The following is a 23,015-nucleotide window of genomic DNA, read 5'->3' as shown; positions in this document are numbered from 1 at the left end:
TCATACAACAATAGCAAAATAGCGTTAAAAAAAGAGGAGACTGCTGTCGCCTTCCTCTAAAAAGTTTTCGATATTATTCTTCTTTATTTGCAACCCGATTTTCTTTTACGGCAATTCATCCTTTTCAAATTGACGCAGATCGCAATATGCACGCTTTATCCCGGGTTTGGTGCCTGGTTGGCATCAGTGCATATTTCGTCGAATTTCACTTAGTAAATAGAGTGAACCGGTAACAACTCGTACTGTTTCATCTATTACCGGTCGCTGTAAAAATTCGTTTACATCTTCTATTATTTGTTTTTCCTCCGCTCGACTAAGTTCGTAAAGGGTCATTGCCTGCATTGCCCGTTCATTATGAATATTGGCGAAATAAAAAGCGTCACCGACTTCTTCCAGTAAATTTAGAATTGTTTTGACATCCTTGTCCGCCAGTAAACCGATGACAAATTCGATTCGCTTGTTCGGAAAGTGCTCTTTTACCGTATCCACCAATGACTGAATACTTGCAGGATTATGTGCCCCGTCAAAATAAAGTTTCGGCCGGATTTGTTCAAAGCGCCCGGCAAGTATTGCATTGTTCACACCCGTACGGATTTTTTGAACATCTAGCGGCAAGTCAAATTTCTTTAAAACTTCCAGAAATGCAGTAATGGCCAATGCCATATTATGCCCTTGATGTTTCCCTAGTAGCTGACGCTGTAATTTGGATATATTTAGTTGCAGTAATGGATACTCATATACTTCGGTTCCTTCATTTTTTGAAACGAAAAAGTCGGTACCAAACTTGAATAATGGTACATTTTTCTGAACGGCTTCCTTTGCGAAAACTTCGGTAACCTCTTCTGTCATTTCCCCAATTACCGCCGGACGATTTTCTTTCAATATGCCGGCTTTATGATACGCTATACTTGTTAATGTATTGCCTAAAAAATTCGTATGTTCCAAAGCGATACTCGGGACAACCGAAACGATCGGTGTCACTACATTTGTACTGTCTTCTCTGCCGCCCATGCCTGCTTCGATTAATACTAAGTCCGGCTTTTGCTCAGCAAAGTATAAAAGTGCCACCGCCGTCAATAATTCAAAGTCTGTCAGTTTTCCGCTAAGTCCGGCTTTTGCCAACTGCTGAAACTTCCGGTCCATCTGCTCATTAGTGATTGACCGGCCATCAATCTGTATTTGATCATGGACATCTACAATACAAGGTGACATAAACTTCCCGACTGATAAACCGTATTCGCGAGCCATCCCTTCAACAAATGCCAATGTTGAGCCTTTTCCGTTCGTTCCCGCTAAATGGACTACATTCAGCTGTTTCTCAGGCTGTCCAAGCAGATTAAGTGCGGATTCAATCGCTTCTAAACCCGGCTTGATCGCTCGTTCACTTTCTACCTGCCAACGCTCTTTGTATAACTCCAGTAATGGAATCATGAAATCCACCCTCTTTCTGTGAACAGACTGCGTACTTCAGCGATAAAATATAAGGAGCCGGTAATAACGAGCAGCTCATCTTCAGCCAAATGATTCATTTCTTTTTCAATTAGCTCCTGCCAATTTGAATGCATAAACTTTTTTGAATGTGTGCTTTGTTCATAAAGTTGCTTCGCTGTCGCCGCGCGCGGCAAATCAATTTGTGTGAAGTGCATTTCAGATGCGACCTCATCCATTAATTTTATACTGACACCATGGTCCTTATCCTGTAAAGCAGCATAGACAAACTTCACTTTATGCTGTGGTGCAGTTTCCTGTAATGTATTAATGAGGGCAGTCGTCCCTTCCGAATTATGGGCACCGTCCAAAATAATATTGTCGTGCACTTTTTCAAAACGCCCTTCCCACTTTGCATGTTGCAAGGCCAATTTTACTTTTTGCGCATTAAAGGATTCAAGATATAAATATGCTGCCGTAATGGCAAGCGCGGCATTGGCCATTTGATGTTCTCCAGCCATCGCAAGTGCAATTTTGTCGATCATGATATTTCCTCGGTAGTCAAAATAAGCACCTTTTTGATTTTCCACATAAAAATGTTCACCCAACGTAAAGATCGGAGCATGGAGCTGTGCTGCCGTTTGCTGAATTACCGCCAGCGCTTCCACATTTTTCACTCCGACAACAACCGGCTTTCCTTGCTTAATAATTCCTGCTTTTTCTGCGGCAATTTCGGCATATGTCTCACCGAGCATATCCGTATGCTCAAGCGAAATTGTTGTAATCACACATACTTCCGGTGTCACAACATTCGTTGAATCCAAACGCCCCCCAATACCGGTTTCAAGCAATGCGATATCCAATGACTGCTCCGAGAAGTATTTTAGGGCAAGCAATGTCATAAACTCAAAAAAGCTTGGGTATTCCCCGCCCAATTTATTTTCAATAACTTCCGCAATTTCATTTGCAATACGCAGAAAGTCTTCATCGGAAATTTGCTGTTTATTGATTGTCACCCGTTCATTGGCACGCTCAAGATGCGGAGATATGAAGGCGCCGACCGTTAAGCCGTGCTTGATTAAAATCTCACGCGTTGCATTCAATGTTGAACCTTTTCCATTGGAACCTGCAAAATGTATGAATTTCGTTTTTTGTTCCGGATTGCCAAGTGCATCCAGGATAATCTTCGCCGACTGTAATGGTTCGCCTTTATATTGGCTTGCTTTTAACTTAAAAATAAAATCTGTGCATTGCTTCATCGTTTGAAACATTATGTCCTCTCCCTAATACGGCTAATATGTAATATATTTTATTATAGCTGAATTAAAAGAAAGAGGTACCGTTATACGGTACCTCTCTTTGGCATTACATATTTTTCAGTTCTGCAATGCGTTTTTCAACTGTTGCGTATTTTGCTTCATAGTCCGCCAGTTTTTCACGCTCTGTTGCTACTAATGCTTCCGGTGCTTTTGAAACGAAACGTTCATTCGATAGCTTTCCAGAAACTAATTTTACTTCTTTCGCCCATTTGTCGAGCTCTTTTTCAAGACGTGCGATTTCTTCTTCAATATTGATTAAGCCTGCAAGTGGCATGAAGATTTCTGCGCCTGAAACTACTGCTGACATTGCCTGTGCTGGTGCTTCAAGATTCGCCCCGATTGTTAAGCCATCCGGGTTACAGAATTTTTCAATATAGCCTTTGTTCACTTCAAGCACTGCCGATGTTTGTTCATCTTTTGCTGAAATCGTCATCGGTACTTTTTTGCTCATTGGTGTATTCACTTCTGCACGAATATTACGTACAGAACGGATAATATCCATTAATAGCTGCATATCGCCCGCTTCTGCTGTAAAGTTGAATGCCGGATTAACAGTCGGCCATGCAGCAACTGTAATTGACTCCCCTTCATGCGGCAAGTGCTGCCAAATTTCTTCTGTTACGAAAGGCATGAATGGGTGCAGTAAACGCATCGTGTTGTCTAAAACGTAAGCAAGTACTGAACGTGTCGTTAATTTAGCCGCTTCATCTTCACCATATAATGGCAATTTCGCCATTTCGATATACCATGAACAGAAATCATCCCAAATGAAATTGTAAAGTTCACGGCCAACTTCACCGAACTCATATTTATCAGATAATGTTGTTACACGGTCAATCGTTTCATTCAAGCGTGAAAGAATCCATTTATCCGCTGTTGAAAGGTTACCTGTTAAATCAATTTGCTCATATGTTAGGCCTTCCATGTTCATCAAAGCAAAACGAGAAGCATTCCAGATTTTGTTTACGAAGTTCCAAGTAGATTCTACTTTTTCTGTAGAGTAACGTAAATCCTGACCTGGAGATGAACCTGTTGCAAGGAAGTAACGCAATGAATCCGCACCATATTGGTCGATTACATCCATCGGGTCAACCCCGTTACCAAGTGATTTGGACATTTTGCGTCCTTCAGCATCACGAACTAAACCATGGATTAAAACGTCTTTAAATGGACGCTCGCCTGTAAATTCTTTCCCTTGGAAAATCATGCGGCTTACCCAGAAGAAGATGATGTCATAGCCCGTTACTAACGTATTTGTCGGGTAGTAGCGCTTGAACATTTCGGATTCTTCATTTGGCCAATCCATTGTAGAAAACGGCCATAAAGCAGATGAGAACCATGTATCTAGAACATCTTCGTCCTGTGTCCAATTCTCAGCATCTTCAGGTGCTTCTTTTCCTACATAAAGCTCGCCTGTTTCTTTGTTGTACCAAGCTGGAATTTGATGACCCCACCATAATTGACGCGAAATACACCAGTCATGAATATTTTCCATCCAGCGGTTATATGTGTTTTCAAAACGATTTGGTACGAAGTTTACTTTTTCATTTTCATCTGCTTGCATTTTTAATGCTTCTTCAGCAAGTGGAGCCATTTTTACGAACCATTGCTTAGAAAGATACGGTTCTACAACAGCATTCGTACGCTCTGAATGGCCTACTTGGTGTACATGTTGTTCGATTTCGATTAATACGCCTGCCTCTTGTAAATCTGCAACGATTTGCTTACGGCATTCGAAACGATCCATACCCGCATATTTACCAGCTAAGTCATTCATTGTACCATCTTCGTTCATAACTAAAATACGTTCTAGATTATGACGGTTCCCAACTTCAAAGTCGTTCGGGTCATGTGCTGGTGTCATTTTTACAACACCTGTACCGAATTCCATATCTACGTAGTCATCTGCAACGATTGGAATTTCACGACCTACGATAGGTAAAATGACAGTTTTCCCTACTAAGTGTGCATAGCGCTCATCTTCAGGGTGTACAGCTACACCAGAGTCACCCAGCATTGTCTCTGGACGAGTTGTTGCAACGCGTAATTTACCTGAACCATCAGCAAGCGGGTATTCCATATGGTAGAATGCGCCTTCTACTTCTTTGTGGATTACTTCGATGTCTGAAAGGGCCGTTTTGGCAGCCGGATCCCAGTTAATAATACGCTCACCACGGTAAATATAGCCTTTTTCGTATAATTTAACGAATACTTCTTTTACAGCATCCGATAAGCCTTCATCAAGTGTAAATCGCTCTTTTGAATAGTCTAATCCTAAACCTAATTTCGACCATTGTGCACGAATATGGGATGCATATTCTTCTTTCCATTCCCATGTTTTTTCAAGGAACTTTTCACGGCCAAGATCATAGCGGGAAATACCTTCACCGCGCAATTTCTCTTCTACTTTCGCCTGTGTCGCAATACCTGCATGGTCCATACCTGGCAACCATAGTGCATCAAATCCTTGCATGCGTTTCATACGAATTAAAATATCTTGCAATGTTGTATCCCAAGCGTGGCCAAGGTGCAGCTTACCTGTTACGTTTGGCGGTGGGATAACGATAGAGTATGGTTCCTTATCGCTTGTTGGATCTGCTTCGAAAAATTTGCCTTTTAACCACCATTCATAGCGGCCGGCTTCAGTTTGCTGCGGATCGTATTTTGTTGGCATTGTAATTTCCGTCATGATGAATCTCTCCTTTGTCACCTTATTATTGGACATAAAAAAACTCCCTTCGTCTAAAAAAAGGACGAGGGAGTTAATTCGCGGTACCACCTTTATTTCCGATCGGGTTTAGTCAAGCGTTCGCATTCCTTACCCACAAACGCTTTCTTTAAATTTAAAAAAGCGCAAGCAGTCAATATGCGGCGTTGGAATGCCCAATCGGCACTTCATTCGATAACGGTGTTTAACCGGACCCTAGCTACTGTTAGTTCACTAAGTCAGCTCCTAGGCTACCTTCTGCATGGTTGATGGAGAAACTTTTCAGCTACCGTTTCCTCTCTTGCCATCGATCTCATACGTACTCTTCCTAATCTTCGCTTCAATTATATAGTTGCACTTTATTTTAAGCTGTTTTTAATGAAATATCAAGCACGAATGGGGAATATACTTTAACACGTTATCTGCGCTCTTCACATATACTATGCAAAAGGAGTCTGGACATTGCGAAAAAACTACAATCCTTATTTATTGCCTCCATGGCTGCGAAAATTCCGTTTCTTTATGCGTCATTGTATTTTGCCGATTACGATTTTTCAGGCGATTCGAACGGTCTTACTTCCGACAACGGGTGATATATTATTGCTGGCCATTCTAATTTTATTTACTTACTTATTGCTCACAGATTTCATTTAAAATTCACAACAAAAAAATGTTCCGTAAGCTTCAATTCTTACGGAACATTTATTTATTTTTTCAATTGTATTTGCACGCGACTATATGCATCAGCCAACTGTTCCAGGAAATCAAGCTCATGGGGAACGGTTTGGGCCATCTGCGTTGATTCTACTTCTTTTTCCGCTTGAAGTCGGGGTTGTACTTCTTCTACAGGCTTTTCGACGACGATCTCTTCGACTGGTGCCGGTTCCTCTACTTCAACAATTGCTTGTACTTTCTTTTCCACATCACAATGGACTGCCCAGCTACATGAGCAGTAGCCATTATTCGGCTCCACTTTAATATCATTTATGCGAAGTGATACAGCTTCAATGTCATCGTTCGGAAAATCTACTGAAAAAGGCAGGGCATATTCGAAATAACCATGATCTTTTTCAATATCCATATGCTCGATATAGATACCTTCCTCAATTTCATCCTCGCGTGCTACATGATCAAATTGAATATTGCCTTTTACTACATAAATTCCTCTTACTACGACGGAATCTTCGCTAATCTCTTCATGCCATTTCGGTTCTACTACTATTTTAGAATTCTCTTGAACATTTCCTAATTGCTTTGGAAATGTAAATGTCTCTTTCATTTCCCACTTTTGCATAAAAAATCCCCTCCCTACGCTTACATTATGCATAGAAAGGGAATTTATGATTTATTTATGAGATTATCTCGCTAATTTTTCAAAGACATTATGGAATGCCTGAACTGTTTTTGCGATATGTTCTTCTGTATGCGCCGTTGAAATAAATAGTCCTTCAAATTGTGATGGCGGCAGGAAAATTCCTTCTTCGGCCATTAGTTTGAAGTATTCTGCAAATAGCTCTAAATCCGAACTTTTCGCCGATTCAAAATCGATTACATCTTCGTTTGTGAAGAAGAAACCAATCATCGACCCTGCACGATTCACTGTATGTGGAATATTGTATTTCGTCGCTGCCGCACGGAAACCTTCTTCCAACTGGTCACCCAGTTTGCGGAAGTATTCATATGAGTCTTTGTTCAGACGGCTTAATGTTTCATAGCCGGCTGTCATTGCAAGCGGATTACCTGATAACGTACCTGCTTGATAAATCGGACCTGACGGAGCGATTTTCTCCATAATTTCGCGCTTTCCGCCAAATGCACCAACCGGTAAACCTCCGCCGATTACTTTACCTAAACAAGTAAGGTCAGGTTTAATTCCGTAATATTCCTGTGCACAGCCATAGTCTACACGGAAGCCTGTCATAACTTCATCGAAAATTAAAACCGTTCCATTCTCTTCTGTCAGTTTACGCAGCCCTTCAAGGAAACCTGGCTGTGGCGGAACAACACCCATATTGCCGGCAACCGGTTCTAAAATAACTGCAGCTAAATCAGCGCCGAATTTTTCAAATACTAATTTTGCAGATTCCAAATCATTATAAGCAACCGTTAATGTATTTTTGGCAATATCAGCCGGAACACCCGGTGAGTCAGGTAAACCAAGTGTCGCTACACCTGAACCTGCTTTAATCAGCAGTGAATCCCCATGACCGTGATATGAACCTTCAAATTTTAAAATCTTGTCGCGTCCAGTAAATCCACGCGCTAAACGTAGTGCAGACATTGTTGCTTCTGTGCCTGATGATACAAAACGAATCATTTCCACTGACGGCAAACGGTCCATTACAAGCTTCGCCAATTTGTTTTCTGAAACAGTAGGTGCACCGAATGATGCGCCTTTAGCTGCCTGATCCTGAATAGCCGAAACAACTTCCGGGTGTGCATGTCCTAAAATTAACGGACCCCATGATAAGACATAGTCAATATATTCATTGCCATCAATATCTTTAATAACTGCACCTTTGCCTGAATCCATAAATATCGGATCCAAGTTTACTGATTTAAATGCACGTACAGGAGAGTTTACTCCCCCTGGCATTAAATCAACCGCTTCTGTAAATGCTGCTTTTGACTTTTCATAACTACGCATATTATTTTTCCTCCAACCAACGACAGACGTCTTTTGCATGATAAGTAATAATTAAATCGGAACCTGCACGCTTCATACCTAATAATGTTTCCAGTACAACCGCTTTTTCATCGATCCAGCCATTTTGTGCAGCTGCTTTTACCATTGAATATTCGCCCGATACATTATACGCTACAACAGGTAATGGGAAGCTGTTTTTCACATCACGGATGATATCCATATACGCTAATGCTGGTTTCACGATTAGGAAATCGGCACCTTCTTCAACGTCCGAAGTTGCTTCGCGAATCGCTTCCATTCGATTGGAAGGATCCATTTGATACGTTTTGCGGTCACCGAACTGTGGTGCTCCTTCTGCCGCTTCACGGAATGGACCGTAATAGCTTGAAGCGTATTTAACCGCATAAGACATAATCGGAATATGCTGGAATCCTGCTGAATCCAATCCTGCACGAATCGCCGTTACAAACCCGTCCATCATGTTCGATGGTGCAATAATATCGGCACCGGCTTTTGCTTGTGAAATTGCTGTACGCGCCAGCACATCAAGTGATGGATCATTTAACACTTGATCGCCTTCAATAACACCACAATGACCGTGATCTGTAAATTCACACAAGCAAGTATCTGCTACGACTAGAAGCTCTGGATGACGTTCTTTAATTAAACGTGTCGCTTCCTGTACGATACCGTGATCATGGAAAGCACCAGTACCGACTGCATCCTTTTCTTTAGGAATTCCGAAAAGTAATACCGCACGAATGCCTAAGTCTACAATTTCATCTACTTCAGCTGCCAAGTTATCTAAAGATAATTGGAACACGCCCGGCATTGAACTAACAGGGTTTTTAATATTTTCGCCTTCAATAATAAACAACGGATAAATAAGGTCTTCTTTTTGTAGGTATGTTTCTTTTACGAGTGCACGCATCGCTGCATTTTGACGTAAGCGACGGTGACGTTGGAAATATAGTTCTGTCATTTTGTCTGTTCCTCCAGGATGAGCTGTTCAATTACAGCTTGCATCGTATAGATTTTAGGTTGCACAATTGGCTGAACCCCGTATTTTTCAAGGGCTGCTGTTGTTACATGACCAATCGATGCAAATTTCACATTTTGCCAATCTACATGCGGCAAAATATGCTCAGCATAAATATCTACCGCAGAAGGACTGGCGAATATTACAATCGGATGTTTTTCTGTCAGTAGGCACTGTGTTAATTGCGAAAAATATTTTCTGCACGGACGTGTTTCATAAACCGTCCATTCATCCGCTCCAGTACCTTCATGAATCGTCTTTTTCGCCATCGATCCGCGCACAAATAAGGCACGTTCACCTGGCTCCATCGAAAATTCCTCCACAAATACATCAGCACTGTAAACAGTTGGCATAAAATGAATTTCATAGCCGTGCTCCTGCAATAAAGCAGCTGTCTTTTCACCGACAGCTGCAATTTTCATTGTGGCCGGAATCGTCTGTTCATGCCGTATACATTTATCGATAAAGCTTTTTACCGCATTTTGGCTCGTAAAAATGAGCCACTGATATGCAGGTAATTCACGAAAATAGTATTCATCTTCCTTAGAAACCTTTTCTACTGTTTCGATTAATGGATAATTATAAACTTTCCCGTCATGTTGCTCAATCAATTGCTCTACAGACCTTACAACCGCCGAGCCTGTAATAATTAATGTTTTTCCTAAGAGTGCATTACTCGGCATCTAACTCAGCCTTTACTTTTTGAATTAAGTCAAAGGCACCTTGCTCAGTTAATTTTGCGGCAACAGCTTTACCAACTGCATCCGCGTCAGTCCCTGTTAACGTTTCCTTATAAGTTACAGAAGCATCCGGTGCTGCCACTAAACCTGTTAAAGTAATTGTGTCACCGTCTACTGTTGCATAGCCGGCAATCGGCACTTGGCAGCCCCCATCCATCGCAGCTAAAAACGAACGCTCGGCATGTGCTGTAGCCCATGTTGTAGCATCCGTTAATTTTGCCAGTTGCTCAAGCAGCTCCGCATCATCCGCGCGGCATTCAATCCCTAATGAACCTTGTGCTACAGCTGGAAGGCAAATATCCGTATCTAAATATTCAGTTACGACTTCATCACTCCAGCCAAGTCGTTTCAAGCCTGCTGCGGCTAAAATAATCGCATCGAAATCTTCTGTTTCCAGTTTTTTTAGACGTGTATCAACATTTCCGCGAATCCACTTAATCTCAAGATCTGGACGTGCTTGTAATAATTGTGCGCTACGACGTAATGAACTCGTTCCAACGATTGCACCTTTTGGCAAATCGGCAAATTTCACATGACCATTTGAAATAAAGGCATCTCGCGCATCTTCACGTGGAGGAATACAGCCAATGATCAGCCCTTCAGGCAATACGGCAGGCATATCTTTCATCGAATGCACAGCAAAGTCGATTTCTTTATCATAAAGAGCTTGTTCGATTTCCTTAACGAATAGACCTTTACCGCCAACTTTAGAAAGCTGTACATCTAAGATGCGGTCGCCTTTTGTTACAATTTCCTTGATTTCAAAATCAAATGGTACGCCAGCTTCTTTCAGCTCATTGATAAACCAGTTTGTTTGTGTTAATGCTAATTTACTTTTTCGAGATCCTACAATAATTTTTCTCACGTTACTCCGACCTTTCTATTCTGCTAAACCCACAGATGGAAATTTGATAATTTGCTGCCGAGAAAGAAATTAATCACAACGAGTAAAAATAAATAAATATGCACCTGTGCATACACCATGCCGATTAATTTTCCTTTCCGATGCAGCAAAAAAATAATTAAGTAAACAATCGATACGATAAACGAGCCTAAAATTTTTACATCGAAAACGGAAACATTCTCTAATGTTAAAAATGCCCATTCTAACCCTAAAATTAAACTTATTAATAGCAATGGAATACCAATAATGGTCGATAAATTAATCCACTTAACCATTTGCTGTAAACTAGGCAATCGTGACCATAAATTCGTAAACTTTTTTTGCTTTAATATGCGATATAAAATTAAATACAGCAGCGAGAAGACAAACGCAACCGAAAAAGCGGCGTATGACACAATCGCAAAACTAATATGGATTAACAGCATTTCCGAAACTAATGAATCACCGACAATCTGATCATTCGTTTGCGGTGCAAATAAGTGAATTGTCATAAATACAAAGCTCAATACATTAATGAAAAACACCGGTAAATCAACTCGTACAATACAATGAAGGACGATTGAAAGTGTTGTTAAGAGCCATGCATAAAAGAATACCCCTTCATACAACGACAAAATAGGAAATCGTTTCGTTTCAATGATAAACAAGACGATAAATAAAGTTTGCAACACCCAGACGATGGAAACAAACCAGAAGGCTACACGCCTGAATTTTATATTTTTATAAAGGTAGTCTGAAAAATAAAGTACGATACAGAGCCCATAGAGAATGATCATGAGCTCGTATAATCTTGTCATTACCATTTCTGTCATATGCACCTTCTCCTGATGGAAACTTACTAAAAAAAGCGCTTTCGCTATCTATAATTTTACCATATAGATACGAAAACGCTTATGATTTATTTGAATAAAGTGCTTCAATAAGGCTCAATGTCTATTGGCTATTGTTCAATTAATAAGAGAAACCTGGTTTTAAGGTTACCTCTTGTGCTGCTTCACTGTTTTTAACTTCCGGGCGTAATTGCTGTACTTCTTGCTGCACTTCGTCTTCAATACCGAAGATTTGTTGGAATAATGCAAGCTGTGCTTCCGCATTTTTCTCGTTCGCAAGTTCTTTTGCTTGGAGAATCGGCGTTTTCAATAGCTGATTAATAATCGATTTTGTATGCTTGTTTAAAATTTTGCGTTCGCGCTCTGTTAAATTCGGCATTTTGTTTTCGATACTCATCATCGTTTCTTCTTGAATAGATGCCGCTTTTTTGCGTAAGGCAGAAATAACAGGCACGACACCAAGTGTATTAAACCAATCTTTAAATTGAATAATCTCCTCTTGAATCATCGCCGTAATTTCATTTGCCGCACGTTCGCGCTCTGCCAAGTTGGCTTGTACAATTCCTTGAAGGTCATCAATATCATAAAGGAATATATTTGGCACATCGCCGATACGAGGATCTAAATCACGCGGTACCGCAATATCGACCATAAACAATGGGTCGCCTTTACGGAATTTCGCTACATCTTTCATCAAGTCATAATCGATGACATAGTCTGTTGCCCCAGTTGAACTGATTAAAATATCCGCTTCAAGCAGCGTACATTGCAGCTCATTCATTGCTTTCGCATCGCCATCAAACTTCGATGCCAAGTTTTGAGCTTTTTCAAATGTACGGTTAATCACCGTTACTTTTCCTACACCATTTCCGTATAGGTTTTGAATTGCAAGCTCACCCATTTTACCGGCACCTAAAATGGCTACATGCTTATCTTTTAAGGACCCAAAGATTTTTTTGGCAAGCTCCACGGCAGCATAAGAAACAGAAACAGCATTTTCCCCAATCGCTGTTTCGCTATGGGCACGTTTTGCGAATGTTACGACTTGCTTAAATAATTGGTTGTAAACTGTACCAGTTGTACCAATTTCCTGACCTTGTAAAAAACTTTTCTTTACTTGTCCTAAAATTTGCGTTTCCCCAAGCACCATGGAATCAATACCAGCCGTCACACGGAATAAATGGTTTAATGACTCATCTTCTTCACGGATGAATAAGTGATCCTCAAACTGTTCCATTGGTATGTTAAACCAGTTCGCCAAAAATTGTTTAATATAGTAGCGACCAGTGTGTAATTGATCAACAACCGCATAAATTTCAGTACGGTTACAAGTAGAGATTATTACATTTTCCAATATGCTTTTTTGGTTTTGTAGCGCTTCCATAGCATTCGGAAGTTCCGATTCGATAAACGAGAGCTTTTCACGAATTTCTACTGGCGCTGTTTTATAATTCAGGCCTACTACTAATGTATGCATGAACCCCCACACCTCACACGTTCTAATTCATTGATTTTATTGTAGCATAATGACAGCATGATTCTAGTTTAGTTTGTGAACATGCTTTGAAAGTATTTACTAAACATACTTAATTAAATCCACAAACAACTTTTAAATTGTCATTGGATGTTTAAACCTTTGTATCTATACCCTAACTTCAGAAAAATACATCTTGTCACAAATAGCGCAAGATGAAGTCTTTTCGGAAAAGGATTTCGAATTGTTATATTAGAATTATTCTAATGTAAGTTTAACAAAGTTCGACATAGATTTCAATCATTCAAACCAAAAAAGAAGCCCACTTTATAAGTGAGCCTCTATTTTGTCACATATTATGAATTTTAGTCCCAATAACTTTTCCTGTTGCATCGAGTGCCTGGAATTCCACTTCTACATATAAATCAAATTCCGGGAACTCATAAAGGTTCGGTCGATGCATATAGCGCGAAGAACCCCGTGCCGGCAAGTCGTATTTAACATCTCCACTCGGTGATATAAATACAACGCGTACACCTTTTACATTGTCGCATCCTGTATTCACATCCGCCAAAATTGTTACTTTTGATGTTTCGATACGCACATCAGTATTGTTAAAGATTGTATCCCCTACTAGACAACTATTGTTCATAACAGGAGTTTTACATAAAATCGTTGTAATGATCGCCTGTAGAGAGCTGTGCAAGTTTTCAATCGATGTAATATTTTGATATGTGCCCTTTGTTTCGGATGAAATATCTTTCAGTAGTTTTTCATTTACCGTTGTATATGATCCAACCGAAACAGTGTGGATAGCAATGCCTTTTTCTCTTGCATCGTTCAGCACGTTAGTGAGTCCGCTGCTGTTTGAATAACCGTCTGTCACAAGGACAATGGCTTTACTTGTATACTGGTTTGTCGTGAAATTACTGATTGCTGTTTCAAGTGCTTTCACAATATTTGTCGATCGATTTTCGTTTTTATACGTTAACAAACTATCGATACTAGAAACGATATCCGCTTTGTCTGTTGCTTCGTGATTTGGACGATTATTGAAGCGATATACATGACTTGGGTTTGCCCCGATTTGTTTAATCGTTTGCTTCACTTTATTCGCTGTATAATTTTTCGCATCGCGCGCTTTCATCGAACCAGAGTGGTCTACAACAAACATAACTTCCGATTCAACGGAACATAAATTGTTTTCATATCGCGGATTGGCAAAGATTTGTTCAGAGACTGTTGTATTTTTCAGACTTTGTACGACTTTATCATAACGTGGATCCAGATCGATCAAGCGTGCCTTAACCTGTGATTTACCATATAAAATATCGTCAAAGTAAACTACAGCAGATCCGCGGCTGCCTGTGCCGTTATTATAGTCTTTCGTATTTGTATCAAATGATACGACACGCGTTTTTCCGTTAAATGTTACTTCCACCGTTCCTTTATAGTCGGTAATAATTACCCCGCCTGGTGCGACAAGGTTTACGATTACCTTCGTATAACGGTCCATGCCATCCGGGCGCTGCTGCAGTTCTTTTCCTGCAAGCAATACTTTAATTTTCGCAGCGGCACCTTCCAGCTTCCCGATTACGTCCGCATAATCTTTTCGCAATAAGTTTTTGTCGATTTGACCTAAACGATCATACATTGCCTTAATGACCTCAACCGATTCTTCATGTGCTAATGTTACTTGATCAGCAATCGGTAGAAACTTATCTGTCAAATAAATAATGACCGCATGGAGCATTGAATCGAATGCTTCAGTATCTTCTTCACTCATAACACCTTGCAAATCATATGTTGCACGTCCCTCATTGTTGACCGTGTACATGACTTTAGCATTGCCGAGACCGCCCCAAGAAGACTCCTCTTTTGGTCCTTCGATCATATAGTCGAGAATTTGTTCGAATAGCCAAACCGAAATAATTTGTCCTTCCAGCTTTAGATCTGCATTCCCGTATTGAATTTCCTTGGAAGTAACCTGACCTTGTGTCAATTTCCCGTCAGCAGTTGTATAGTTTTCCCATTTAGACCCTGTCATCACTTTTAAATCCGGATCGTAATCTGAAATTGTAATAACCCCGTTTTGTGTAAATGGTACTGTCGTTGTCCCTACCACACCTGAAGGCAATGCAGGTAATGGTTTTACCCCAGGATCAACCGTTCCTCCATTCCATTCCGTCTGTTCTGGATCAAACACTTCATAAGTAATACGCAATTCCGCTTTTGGCACATAGCGGACAGACGCTTCAATAACCTGATTTTTGTATGTGTAATACTTTTCTGAGGGATTAATCATCTCAAAGCGAATTGTATCAACTACTGACTTCGTTAAAGCAGGAGCCGTTACATATACGCTAAGCTGTGGTCCATCGGTATAAACCGTTGTTGATTGACCGCTTGTACTTGTATTCGTTTCAGAAACTTTTGCCCCGGCTTTTGAAGTCACTTTAAATGCCAATGATTCATCATATGAAATGTCGTTGCCGTAGCTATCGCGCAAATCAATTGTAATTAAAGTTGAATCCACTCCGTTTGCTGTAAGCTCTTCGTTTTCAACATTAATTTTTTTAACCGCTTTATAAACATCCGGACGTGTCACTTTATCATCCGTGTTTTTACCAGGAGTTGTCGGAATCGTCACAGTACCGTTTTTACTCTCAACAAAGTTCACCGGTAATGTAATTTTATTGTTGTCTTTGCCGGCAGGTGTACTTGCCAGACCTTCGATCGCCAATTTCCCCTGCTGATTGATACGGTACATGAAGACCGCCATATCACCGCGATTAATGTTGCGCGTCGGCTTATAGTCTTCATATGTGCGCTTTCCGGTTGTACCTGTTGTAATTTCGTTCATATATAAATATCTGACTGCCTGGATCTCGGATAAATCGAGACCATTTACCGCCGCATAAAGCTTTGCAAAGTGGCCGCGTGAAATATTGGCATTGCGCTTTGACTTATTATTCACGCCATATAACGGAATATTCAAGTCACCATAATATTCATAGAGCATATCTTTATCATTTGTATTGAAGTGATAGTTTTTGTCCATCTTCGCTAAAAACTGCAGCATCTGCCATTCCATCACGAGTGTACCGGACTGGAACTTATTCCCTTTATATAACTGCAAATAATCATTATCTATTGTCCATTTGGCTGCTTTATATTTCGAATTTTTTTTCGCTATATCCGAAATTTGCTTGCTTGCAGCTTCCGTTTCTGCAGCACCGAACGGAAATACCACGGAAAATACTAGTAGGCAACTGAGCAGCATGGCCATTAGTTTCTTCATTTTACTCATGTTTGCATCCCCTTAGTTAAAGAACAGAATATTGTCTCGGTAATTCTCTTTTAAATCTGCTTCTAAATAACGTAAAAATCGTTCAATAATCGCGGAAGACTGTGCACGTGTCAGTGTTGCTTTCGGATTGAAATAACCGTCGCTGCCTGACATTAGCCCTAACTGAGTTGCGACATAAATTGCATCGCGTGCATAATCCGTAATTTTGTAATCATCTTTATAGTCTGTAGAATAGCCTGGATCAGGTGCTTTTCCTTCCAGTCCAAGTGCGCGCACTAAAATTGTCGCTGCCTGCTGGCGTGTTAAAAAACCATCCGGATCAAATGTCGTAGGATTTTTTCCTTTAATAACTCCTTTATCAACCGTTGCCACTAAGTAATTGTAATCCTTTACTGTACGTTTCACGTCTTTGAAAATAGAAGGCTGTGTCTTTTTGCGGTTCGTTTCTTCCAATACACGCAGATCAATTGCTTTACCAATAGCAACTGCAAAATCATAGCGCTGTACAGGTGTATTAGGTGAATAGAAGTTCGATTGATCATCCAATATCCCAAGTGAATACAATTTTTCAATTTGCTCACGTGCCCAGTTGGAAGATAAATCACGGAATTTTGGAATTTTCAGCATTTCCAACTTTGGCATATAATCGATATTGCTTGCGACCGTTCCTTCGCTACCAGGTAAATCGTATTCGTATTCCGATAGCGAATCGGCAGAGCTAATCGTTTTATAGTTGCCGTTAAAACTTGATAAAGATGCATCGTTTTCGTTATATTCTAGTGTTCGTGACTTGGATGTCGATACTTTGTTTTTCACTGTACCGATCGTTCCGTCATCATATTCAATCTCGAAATCTGTAATTTGTGTTTCAGTAGCTCCCCAGAAATTTTCATATCCTTCATTTCGGCTATCTGCATGTACCGTTATCGTTTTTGTAACAGCATTCTTGCCTCGGCCTGTCGTTTCGGTATATGTTTTGCGGGCAATCGCATTTCCTGAATAATAGTCAGATGCCGGACGCTTGTCTGTAATCGTACTTTTAGAAAGCTGGTAATCCGCCAATGTAAATGTTCTGTCGCCAACTGTAATTTTTTCGGTAAATTTTGTAACCTCACCCGTTGCTGAACTTTGCCCTACTTGGTCATAGTTTGTAACATCGTATGTATACGTAAAATTCCGCGTCAGCTTTTCTCCATTTGGTCCAGCCAACGTAAACTTGTATGTCTCGGTTAACTTGCCTTTAGATTCTCTCGTTGAAATCGTTACATTTTTATTTGTGCCCGTAAATTTAATCGGTTTTCCTGTTAAGAAAAAGTATTCTTCATACTCATATTCGTTTTTTATACCGCCTGTTAAATCGATAGATTGTGCGGAACTTGCTGAAGTGAGCAGCATCAGAAAAAATGAGCATGCCAATAGGAAGGTGAAGCAAAGTTTCTTTCTCACAAATTCGTCCCTCATTTCTTTAAAATTCACTTTTGTTTAAATGGCATGCGAGAAACTTGTCCCGCATGCCTTTTTAATTAGTTTACTAATAATACATAAACTTCCGATGTTGAACGTGCAATTGCTGTTACATGATCTGCCTTATGGATATCAGTAATATCGATTACTTCACCATCTTTAATAACCATCGCTTTTGATAGGTCGAGTGAAAGCGAACCGAAACGGTAGTTCCAGTAACCATCTTTGCTCCACTGGCTGCTGTTAACAACAGATATCTTTTTCGTATTAAAATTAATCGAACTTACACGGCCTGTTAATGTTAACGTAGCCAGTTTTTCATTTGGCACAAAATGAATGCCCTCAATATGACCTTCGTTTACAAAGAAATATCCATAATATGGATTTGGTGAATTTGTATAATTATCATATAAATCAAGATCCAGTTCCGGAATGACTTTGAATTGCTTTGTTCCGTCCAGTTCAGATGCGATTGTAGAATTACTGTAAGCAAATGATGTAATGGTCTTATCCATAGTCCAGAAATGATTATCGAAACGTTGTAAATCTGATAACTCCACTTCATATGCATCTAAATCCGCTACATCAATTCGACCAAAGTAAAGTTTATATTTTGATAGATTCGGTGCTAAATATGCATTATTTGTTATATTGACGATATGAGCATAATCACTCTTAGCCGCACCATCCGTTAATACAAATGCCGTTGTCGAAATCGGTTTTTGCGCTAAATCAAGAGCAATAAGGCCTTCAGGTTCTACTAAACGGCCATTGCGGATTAAAATCGAACCGTTATGGTAATTTAATTTCAAAGAATTTTTAAGTTGCAGTGTATTCACACCAAGATTGACACTTGTAATAGGTTGATAGAATGTACGCTCATTTTTAGCTAATACGATAATCTTATCGATTACTTCCTTGCTGAACTGAGTTTTTGTTACAAAATAAAGCTCACTATTTTTATATTTTTTTAATTGGCTTTTTGAGATTTTTTTATTTCCTACGTAAATACTTGTATTGTTTGTAAAATTAAATGTTGCCTGTGTCTTCGTTCTAACCGTCCCAAAGCGCCAGTTTAGTAGAGGATGCGCATTCTTAACATTTAGCGAATTTTTGTTTGTATTAACCGTATTTAAATCTGCTTTATATAATTCTGTCACCATATTGGCTGTACTCATAATCGTAATTTCAGCGATACGGGAAGTATTGGCTGTTGCAAATTTTAAGCGGACACGGTCTCCTACATAAAGTGAACTTAAATCTACTGATGAGCTTCCTTTGAACACTTCCGTATTGTTTGTCACTGTATAATTTTTAGTTGAAGCGCCGTCGATTTTTACACGGAGCTGCAAACCGTTCGGATCAATCTGTGTCACAGCACCGGTTACTTGTTTGCTGTTTTCGACGATTGAACCGCCTTCTACATTTGTAGATCCACGCATTTCTGTAATTTTGCCTAAGTTTAATTTAATCGTGACACTCATGCCTGCTTTAAATCCTGCAATTGTTGTCAGCGTATTATTAATATAGTATTTCTGCGTATTCGCAAGGTTAAATGTTGCGGTTTTCCCTGCACTGTTTTTTAATGTGACACTTTTTAATGTTCGTGTGATATTCCCTTTCTTATCTTCAGTTTCATTATAATTTGCTTTCATAAATGTATATGTATTTGATGCTTCAGCTTGCTGCCCTGTTGGTAAGATTGCTAAAGCAAAAGTAATTGCCATTAATACGGTAATGATTTTTTTAAGCAATTTTTCCGCCTCCTTCTCTCAGTAACTTTTCTTTTAATTCATAGCAAACGCCTGAAATATTTGTATTTAATCCCAAATATTGTTGCAGGACCTATATAGTGTAACAAATTTGCCGACTATTGGCATTGGTTGTCGAAATTATTTATACGGAAATATCGATTAATTTACCTAATACGGGGTGTGACGCATCGATCACTTCGACTATTTGTTCCGCATTTTCTTGCTGAAACTCCATCACTTTTTTCGTCATGGCCAATGAAACATCTTGCATCAATCCAGTATGTTTCATCGACATCGCTAATGCAGCAATATCCAAATGTACACCTCCTATTTACCTTTATCGGCTAAATACTATGAATATCAAGTAATTATTATTATTTCTGAGAGTAAATTGGCCAAAATAAAAACAACCCCGAAAGTTAATTCGAGGTTGCGTTGTTTACATGCGTGATTCAATTTCGGCCCAGGCCTCTTCAAAACCAAGACCTTTTTCAGAAGAAAACACAATTAATGGATCTTGCTTTTCCATTTGTAATGTTTCGCGGACAATCTTTTTATGCTTATCCCATTTCCCTTTCGGAATTTTGTCGGCTTTAGTTGCGACAACTATTACCGGGATATTGTAATGCTTTAAAAAATCATACATCATGCAGTCATCTGAAGTCGGATTATGGCGAATATCAACAATTAAGACAACCGCTTTTAACTGTTCGCGACTCATAAAGTACTGCTCGATCATTCTTCCCCATGCTGCACGTTCTGATTTTGAAACTTTTGCATAGCCGTATCCTGGTACGTCAACATAATAGAGCTGTTCTTCAATTTTATAGAAGTTCAGCTGTTGTGTTTTACCAGGTTTTGACGAAATACGCGCCATTGCTTTACGGCCAATCATACGATTGATAAACGAAGATTTGCCGACATTTGAACGACCCGCTAAAGCGAATTCAGGTAGCCCGTCTTCCGGGAACTGTTCTGGTCGGACAAAGCTGCCGATCATTTCTACGTTATGGACTTTCATTACTTATTAAAACCTCCATCTAGTGCGAGCGCAAGAACTTCTTCCGCTTGTGAAACTAGTTTAAATGTGAGTTGCTCACGAATTGTTTCAGGAATATCATCAATATCACGTTCATTGTCTTGCGGAATGATAATCGTCGTTAATCCCGCGCGGTGGGCACTTAATGATTTCTCTTTTAAGCCGCCGATCGGCAGTACACGACCCCGTAATGTTACTTCTCCAGTCATTCCAATTTCGCGTTTAATTGCTTTTCCAGTTATTGCAGACACAATAGCAGTCGTCATCGTAATACCTGCTGATGGACCATCTTTTGGTACTGCGCCTTCCGGAACGTGGACATGAATATCGTGCTGATCGAAATATTCAGCATCCACACCTAAATCTTTTGTTAATGTGCGGACAAATGAAAGCGCAATTTGTGCAGATTCCTTCATTACATCGCCAAGCTTCCCTGTTAAAATTAATTTACCTTTACCAGGTGTTAATGAAACCTCGATCTGCAATGTATCTCCACCGACTGTCGTATAGGCAAGTCCTGTAGCAACACCTACTTGGTTTTCCATTTCCGCCTGTCCATAGCGGAAGCGGTGTTTCCCAAGCATATCCACCAATACTTTCGAATTGACCGTTACTTTTTTCTTTTCGCCAGATACGATTTTTTTCGCAGCTTTACGGCAAACAGTCGCAACTTGGCGTTCCAATCCACGAACACCAGCTTCACGTGTATAGTAACGAATTAAATCCGTAATCGCTTCGTCTTTCATTGCCATTTGCGTTTTCTTCAAACCATGTTCCTTCATCTGTTTCGGAATCAAATGGTTCTTAGTAATTTCTACTTTTTCGAATTCTGTATAACCTGCGATATTAATGACTTCCATACGATCCAGTAACGGTGCAGGGATTGTACTTAAATCATTTGCTGTTGCAATAAATAATACATCTTGCAAATTGTATGGTTCTTCGATGAAGTGATCACTGAATGTATTATTTTGCTCCGGATCCAATACTTCAAGCATTGCAGCCGATGGGTCTCCACGGAAGTCATTTGACATTTTATCAATTTCATCAAGTAAAAATACAGGATTTGTCGTGCCTGCTTTTTTCATTCCTTGAATGATACGTCCTGGCATTGCGCCGACATACGTACGACGGTGACCACGAATTTCAGACTCATCACGCACACCGCCAAGTGAAACACGGACAAATTTACGGTCAAGGCTTTCTGCAATAGAACGCGCTAAACTCGTTTTACCTACGCCCGGAGGTCCTGCTAAACATAAAATCGGACCGCGCAATGAATTCATTAATTGACGTACTGATAAATATTCCAAAACACGCTCTTTCACTTTTTCCAGGCCATCATGATCGCGGTTTAAAATTTCTTCAGCATAGGCAATATCGATACGGTCTTCCGTTTTTTCTGTCCAGGGAATCGATACAAGCCATTCCAAATAGTTGCGGATGACACCACTCTCTGCACTTGCAGCAGGCAGCTTTTCGTAGCGGTCCAGTTCTTTTAACGCAACTTTTTGTGTAGACTCCGGCATTCCGGCACTATCGATTTTTTTACGAAGTTCAGCAATTTCACCCGTTTTTCCTTCGCGATCACCAAGCTCTGTTTGAATTGCTTTCATTTGCTCACGCAGATAATACTCTTTCTGTGTGCGCTCCATCGCCTGCTTCACTTTTGTACTGATTTTTTTCTCGAGATTTAAAATCTCCTGCTCGTCATGCAAACGAATCATCAAGTGGTCTAAACGCTTTTTAATGTTCGTAATATCGAGCACTTCTTGCTTTTCATTAATTTTGAAAGGTAAATGAGAAGCAATGACATCTGCTAATCGGCCCGGTTCTTCAATATCAAGCACCGATTCGATTGTTTCCGTCGTAATTTTATTTGAAGATTTTGCGTATTTTTCGAAATACGATAATACAGTACGCATTAAAGCTTCCGTTTCCGCATCTTTGTGCAGCTCATCTTCAAATAGTTCCAAATCTGCAGTTGTAAATTTACCGGAATCTTCATAACGAACCATTTCCGCACGGTTTAAACCTTCAACCAGAATACGCAATGTTCCATTCGGAAGTTTTAGCATTTGTTTTACTTTCGCTAATGTCCCCATTTTATAAAGATCTGCTTTTCCCGGTGAATCAACGCGTAAATCTTTTTGAGTTACCAAAAAGATTGTGCTATCTTCAAGCATCGCATGTTCTAGTGCAGCAATAGAACGTTCTCGACCCACATCAATATGTAAAACCATCGTTGGGTATACAAGAAGTCCTCTTAACGGTAAAACTGGCATATTAGTTAATTTTTTTGTCACGCGGGTATTCACCTCCATCCAAATCTTAAAAACAACCCGCAATATAAGTATGTG

At 39.9% G+C, this 23,015-nt stretch carries 17 protein-coding genes and 1 other annotated feature; of the genes, 1 reads left to right on the top strand and 16 read right to left on the bottom strand.

The annotated features are described in order from the left end of the window. Positions 1–183: 183 nt before the first annotated feature. The 3 genes from M3166_RS01380 to M3166_RS01370 form a co-directional block, all read right to left on the bottom strand. Positions 184–1,431, bottom strand: a complete 1,248-nt coding sequence (locus tag M3166_RS01380; protein ID WP_251686651.1) for a bifunctional folylpolyglutamate synthase/dihydrofolate synthase — start codon at positions 1,429–1,431, stop codon at positions 184–186. Further along, entirely contained in the window at positions 1,428–2,699 is a 1,272-nt protein-coding gene (locus M3166_RS01375) for a bifunctional folylpolyglutamate synthase/dihydrofolate synthase (RefSeq protein ID WP_251686649.1), read from the bottom strand. The genes M3166_RS01380 and M3166_RS01375 overlap by 4 nt, the downstream gene beginning before the upstream one ends. Before the next feature lie 94 nt (positions 2,700–2,793). After that, positions 2,794–5,436, bottom strand: a complete 2,643-nt coding sequence (locus tag M3166_RS01370; RefSeq protein ID WP_251686646.1) for a valine--tRNA ligase — start codon at positions 5,434–5,436, stop codon at positions 2,794–2,796. A gap of 57 nt (positions 5,437–5,493) precedes the next feature. After that, positions 5,494–5,799: a binding site (T-box leader), on the bottom strand. A 117-nt stretch (positions 5,800–5,916) separates the two neighbouring features. Here M3166_RS01370 and M3166_RS01365 point away from each other — a divergent pair. Then, positions 5,917–6,108 (top strand): hypothetical protein, encoded by a 192-nt coding sequence (locus tag M3166_RS01365; RefSeq protein WP_079528065.1) that lies wholly within the window; start codon positions 5,917–5,919, stop codon positions 6,106–6,108. A 52-nt stretch (positions 6,109–6,160) separates the two neighbouring features. Here the strand turns inward: M3166_RS01365 and M3166_RS01360 are convergent, their stop codons facing one another. The 13 genes from M3166_RS01360 to lon all read right to left on the bottom strand — a co-directional run bounded on the left by M3166_RS01360 (position 6,161) and on the right by lon (position 22,979). After that, positions 6,161–6,748, bottom strand: a complete 588-nt coding sequence (locus M3166_RS01360) for an alanine racemase (protein ID WP_251686644.1) — start codon at positions 6,746–6,748, stop codon at positions 6,161–6,163. Positions 6,749–6,811: 63 nt separating this feature from the next. Then, complete coding sequence (hemL, locus tag M3166_RS01355) at positions 6,812–8,101, bottom strand: glutamate-1-semialdehyde 2,1-aminomutase (RefSeq protein WP_251686643.1); 1,290 nt, start codon at positions 8,099–8,101, stop codon at positions 6,812–6,814. Between the two features lies 1 nt (position 8,102). After that, entirely contained in the window at positions 8,103–9,083 is a 981-nt protein-coding gene (gene hemB, locus M3166_RS01350) for a porphobilinogen synthase (RefSeq protein WP_251686642.1), read from the bottom strand. After that, the gene (locus M3166_RS01345) at positions 9,080–9,823 is read right to left on the bottom strand and encodes a uroporphyrinogen-III synthase (protein WP_251686641.1); all 744 of its coding nucleotides are present in this window, start codon (positions 9,821–9,823) and stop codon (positions 9,080–9,082) included. Before M3166_RS01345 ends, hemB begins: the two co-directional genes overlap by 4 nt. Further along, complete coding sequence (gene hemC / locus M3166_RS01340; RefSeq protein WP_251686640.1) at positions 9,813–10,745, bottom strand: hydroxymethylbilane synthase; 933 nt, start codon at positions 10,743–10,745, stop codon at positions 9,813–9,815. Before hemC ends, M3166_RS01345 begins: the two co-directional genes overlap by 11 nt. A gap of 23 nt (positions 10,746–10,768) precedes the next feature. Then, entirely contained in the window at positions 10,769–11,596 is an 828-nt protein-coding gene (ccsA, locus tag M3166_RS01335) for a cytochrome c biogenesis protein CcsA (RefSeq protein ID WP_251686639.1), read from the bottom strand. A gap of 139 nt (positions 11,597–11,735) precedes the next feature. Beyond that, a complete protein-coding gene (hemA, locus tag M3166_RS01330) occupies positions 11,736–13,091 on the bottom strand; it encodes a glutamyl-tRNA reductase (protein WP_251686638.1) in 1,356 nt (451 codons plus the stop codon). A gap of 346 nt (positions 13,092–13,437) precedes the next feature. Next, positions 13,438–16,398: a vWA domain-containing protein gene (locus M3166_RS01325; protein WP_251686637.1), complete on the bottom strand. Its 2,961-nt coding sequence runs from the start codon at positions 16,396–16,398 to the stop codon at positions 13,438–13,440. Between the two features lie 12 nt (positions 16,399–16,410). After that, positions 16,411–17,844 carry an S-layer homology domain-containing protein gene (locus tag M3166_RS01320; protein WP_251686636.1) on the bottom strand — a complete coding sequence of 478 codons (1,434 nt, stop codon included), beginning with the start codon at positions 17,842–17,844 and terminating at the stop codon, positions 16,411–16,413. Positions 17,845–17,921: 77 nt separating this feature from the next. Beyond that, positions 17,922–19,616 carry a phosphate ABC transporter ATPase gene (locus tag M3166_RS01315; protein WP_251686635.1) on the bottom strand — a complete coding sequence of 565 codons (1,695 nt, stop codon included), beginning with the start codon at positions 19,614–19,616 and terminating at the stop codon, positions 17,922–17,924. 142 nt (positions 19,617–19,758) lie between these two features. Continuing rightward, positions 19,759–19,932: a YjfB family protein gene (locus M3166_RS01310; RefSeq protein WP_251686634.1), complete on the bottom strand. Its 174-nt coding sequence runs from the start codon at positions 19,930–19,932 to the stop codon at positions 19,759–19,761. Positions 19,933–20,055: 123 nt separating this feature from the next. Further along, entirely contained in the window at positions 20,056–20,637 is a 582-nt protein-coding gene (gene yihA, locus M3166_RS01305; protein WP_079528090.1) for a ribosome biogenesis GTP-binding protein YihA/YsxC, read from the bottom strand. Then, positions 20,637–22,979, bottom strand: a complete 2,343-nt coding sequence (gene lon / locus M3166_RS01300; protein ID WP_251686633.1) for an endopeptidase La — start codon at positions 22,977–22,979, stop codon at positions 20,637–20,639. Before lon ends, yihA begins: the two co-directional genes overlap by 1 nt. Positions 22,980–23,015 lie beyond the last annotated feature (36 nt).

Source organism: Solibacillus isronensis, from assembly GCF_023715405.1.
Classification (GTDB): domain Bacteria; phylum Bacillota; class Bacilli; order Bacillales_A; family Planococcaceae; genus Solibacillus; species Solibacillus isronensis_B.
This window is presented reverse-complemented; position numbering and strand designations above follow the sequence as displayed.

Bases quoted from the DNA above. Each gene is read 5' to 3' on its own strand.
- M3166_RS01380 (WP_251686651.1), bottom strand. From the start codon at position 1,431: ATGATTCCATTACTGGAGTTATACAAAGAGCGTTGGCAGGTAGAAAGT.
- M3166_RS01375 (WP_251686649.1), bottom strand. From the start codon at position 2,699: ATGTTTCAAACGATGAAGCAATGCACAGATTTTATTTTTAAGTTAAAA.
- M3166_RS01370 (WP_251686646.1), bottom strand. From the start codon at position 5,436: ATGACGGAAATTACAATGCCAACAAAATACGATCCGCAGCAAACTGAA.
- M3166_RS01360 (WP_251686644.1), bottom strand. From the start codon at position 6,748: ATGCAAAAGTGGGAAATGAAAGAGACATTTACATTTCCAAAGCAATTA.
- hemL (WP_251686643.1), bottom strand. From the start codon at position 8,101: ATGCGTAGTTATGAAAAGTCAAAAGCAGCATTTACAGAAGCGGTTGAT.
- hemB (WP_251686642.1), bottom strand. From the start codon at position 9,083: ATGACAGAACTATATTTCCAACGTCACCGTCGCTTACGTCAAAATGCA.
- M3166_RS01345 (WP_251686641.1), bottom strand. From the start codon at position 9,823: ATGCCGAGTAATGCACTCTTAGGAAAAACATTAATTATTACAGGCTCG.
- ccsA (WP_251686639.1), bottom strand. From the start codon at position 11,596: ATGACAGAAATGGTAATGACAAGATTATACGAGCTCATGATCATTCTC.
- hemA (WP_251686638.1), bottom strand. From the start codon at position 13,091: ATGCATACATTAGTAGTAGGCCTGAATTATAAAACAGCGCCAGTAGAA.
- M3166_RS01325 (WP_251686637.1), bottom strand. From the start codon at position 16,398: ATGAGTAAAATGAAGAAACTAATGGCCATGCTGCTCAGTTGCCTACTA.
- yihA (WP_079528090.1), bottom strand. From the start codon at position 20,637: ATGAAAGTCCATAACGTAGAAATGATCGGCAGCTTTGTCCGACCAGAA.
- lon (WP_251686633.1), bottom strand. From the start codon at position 22,979: ATGGAGGTGAATACCCGCGTGACAAAAAAATTAACTAATATGCCAGTT.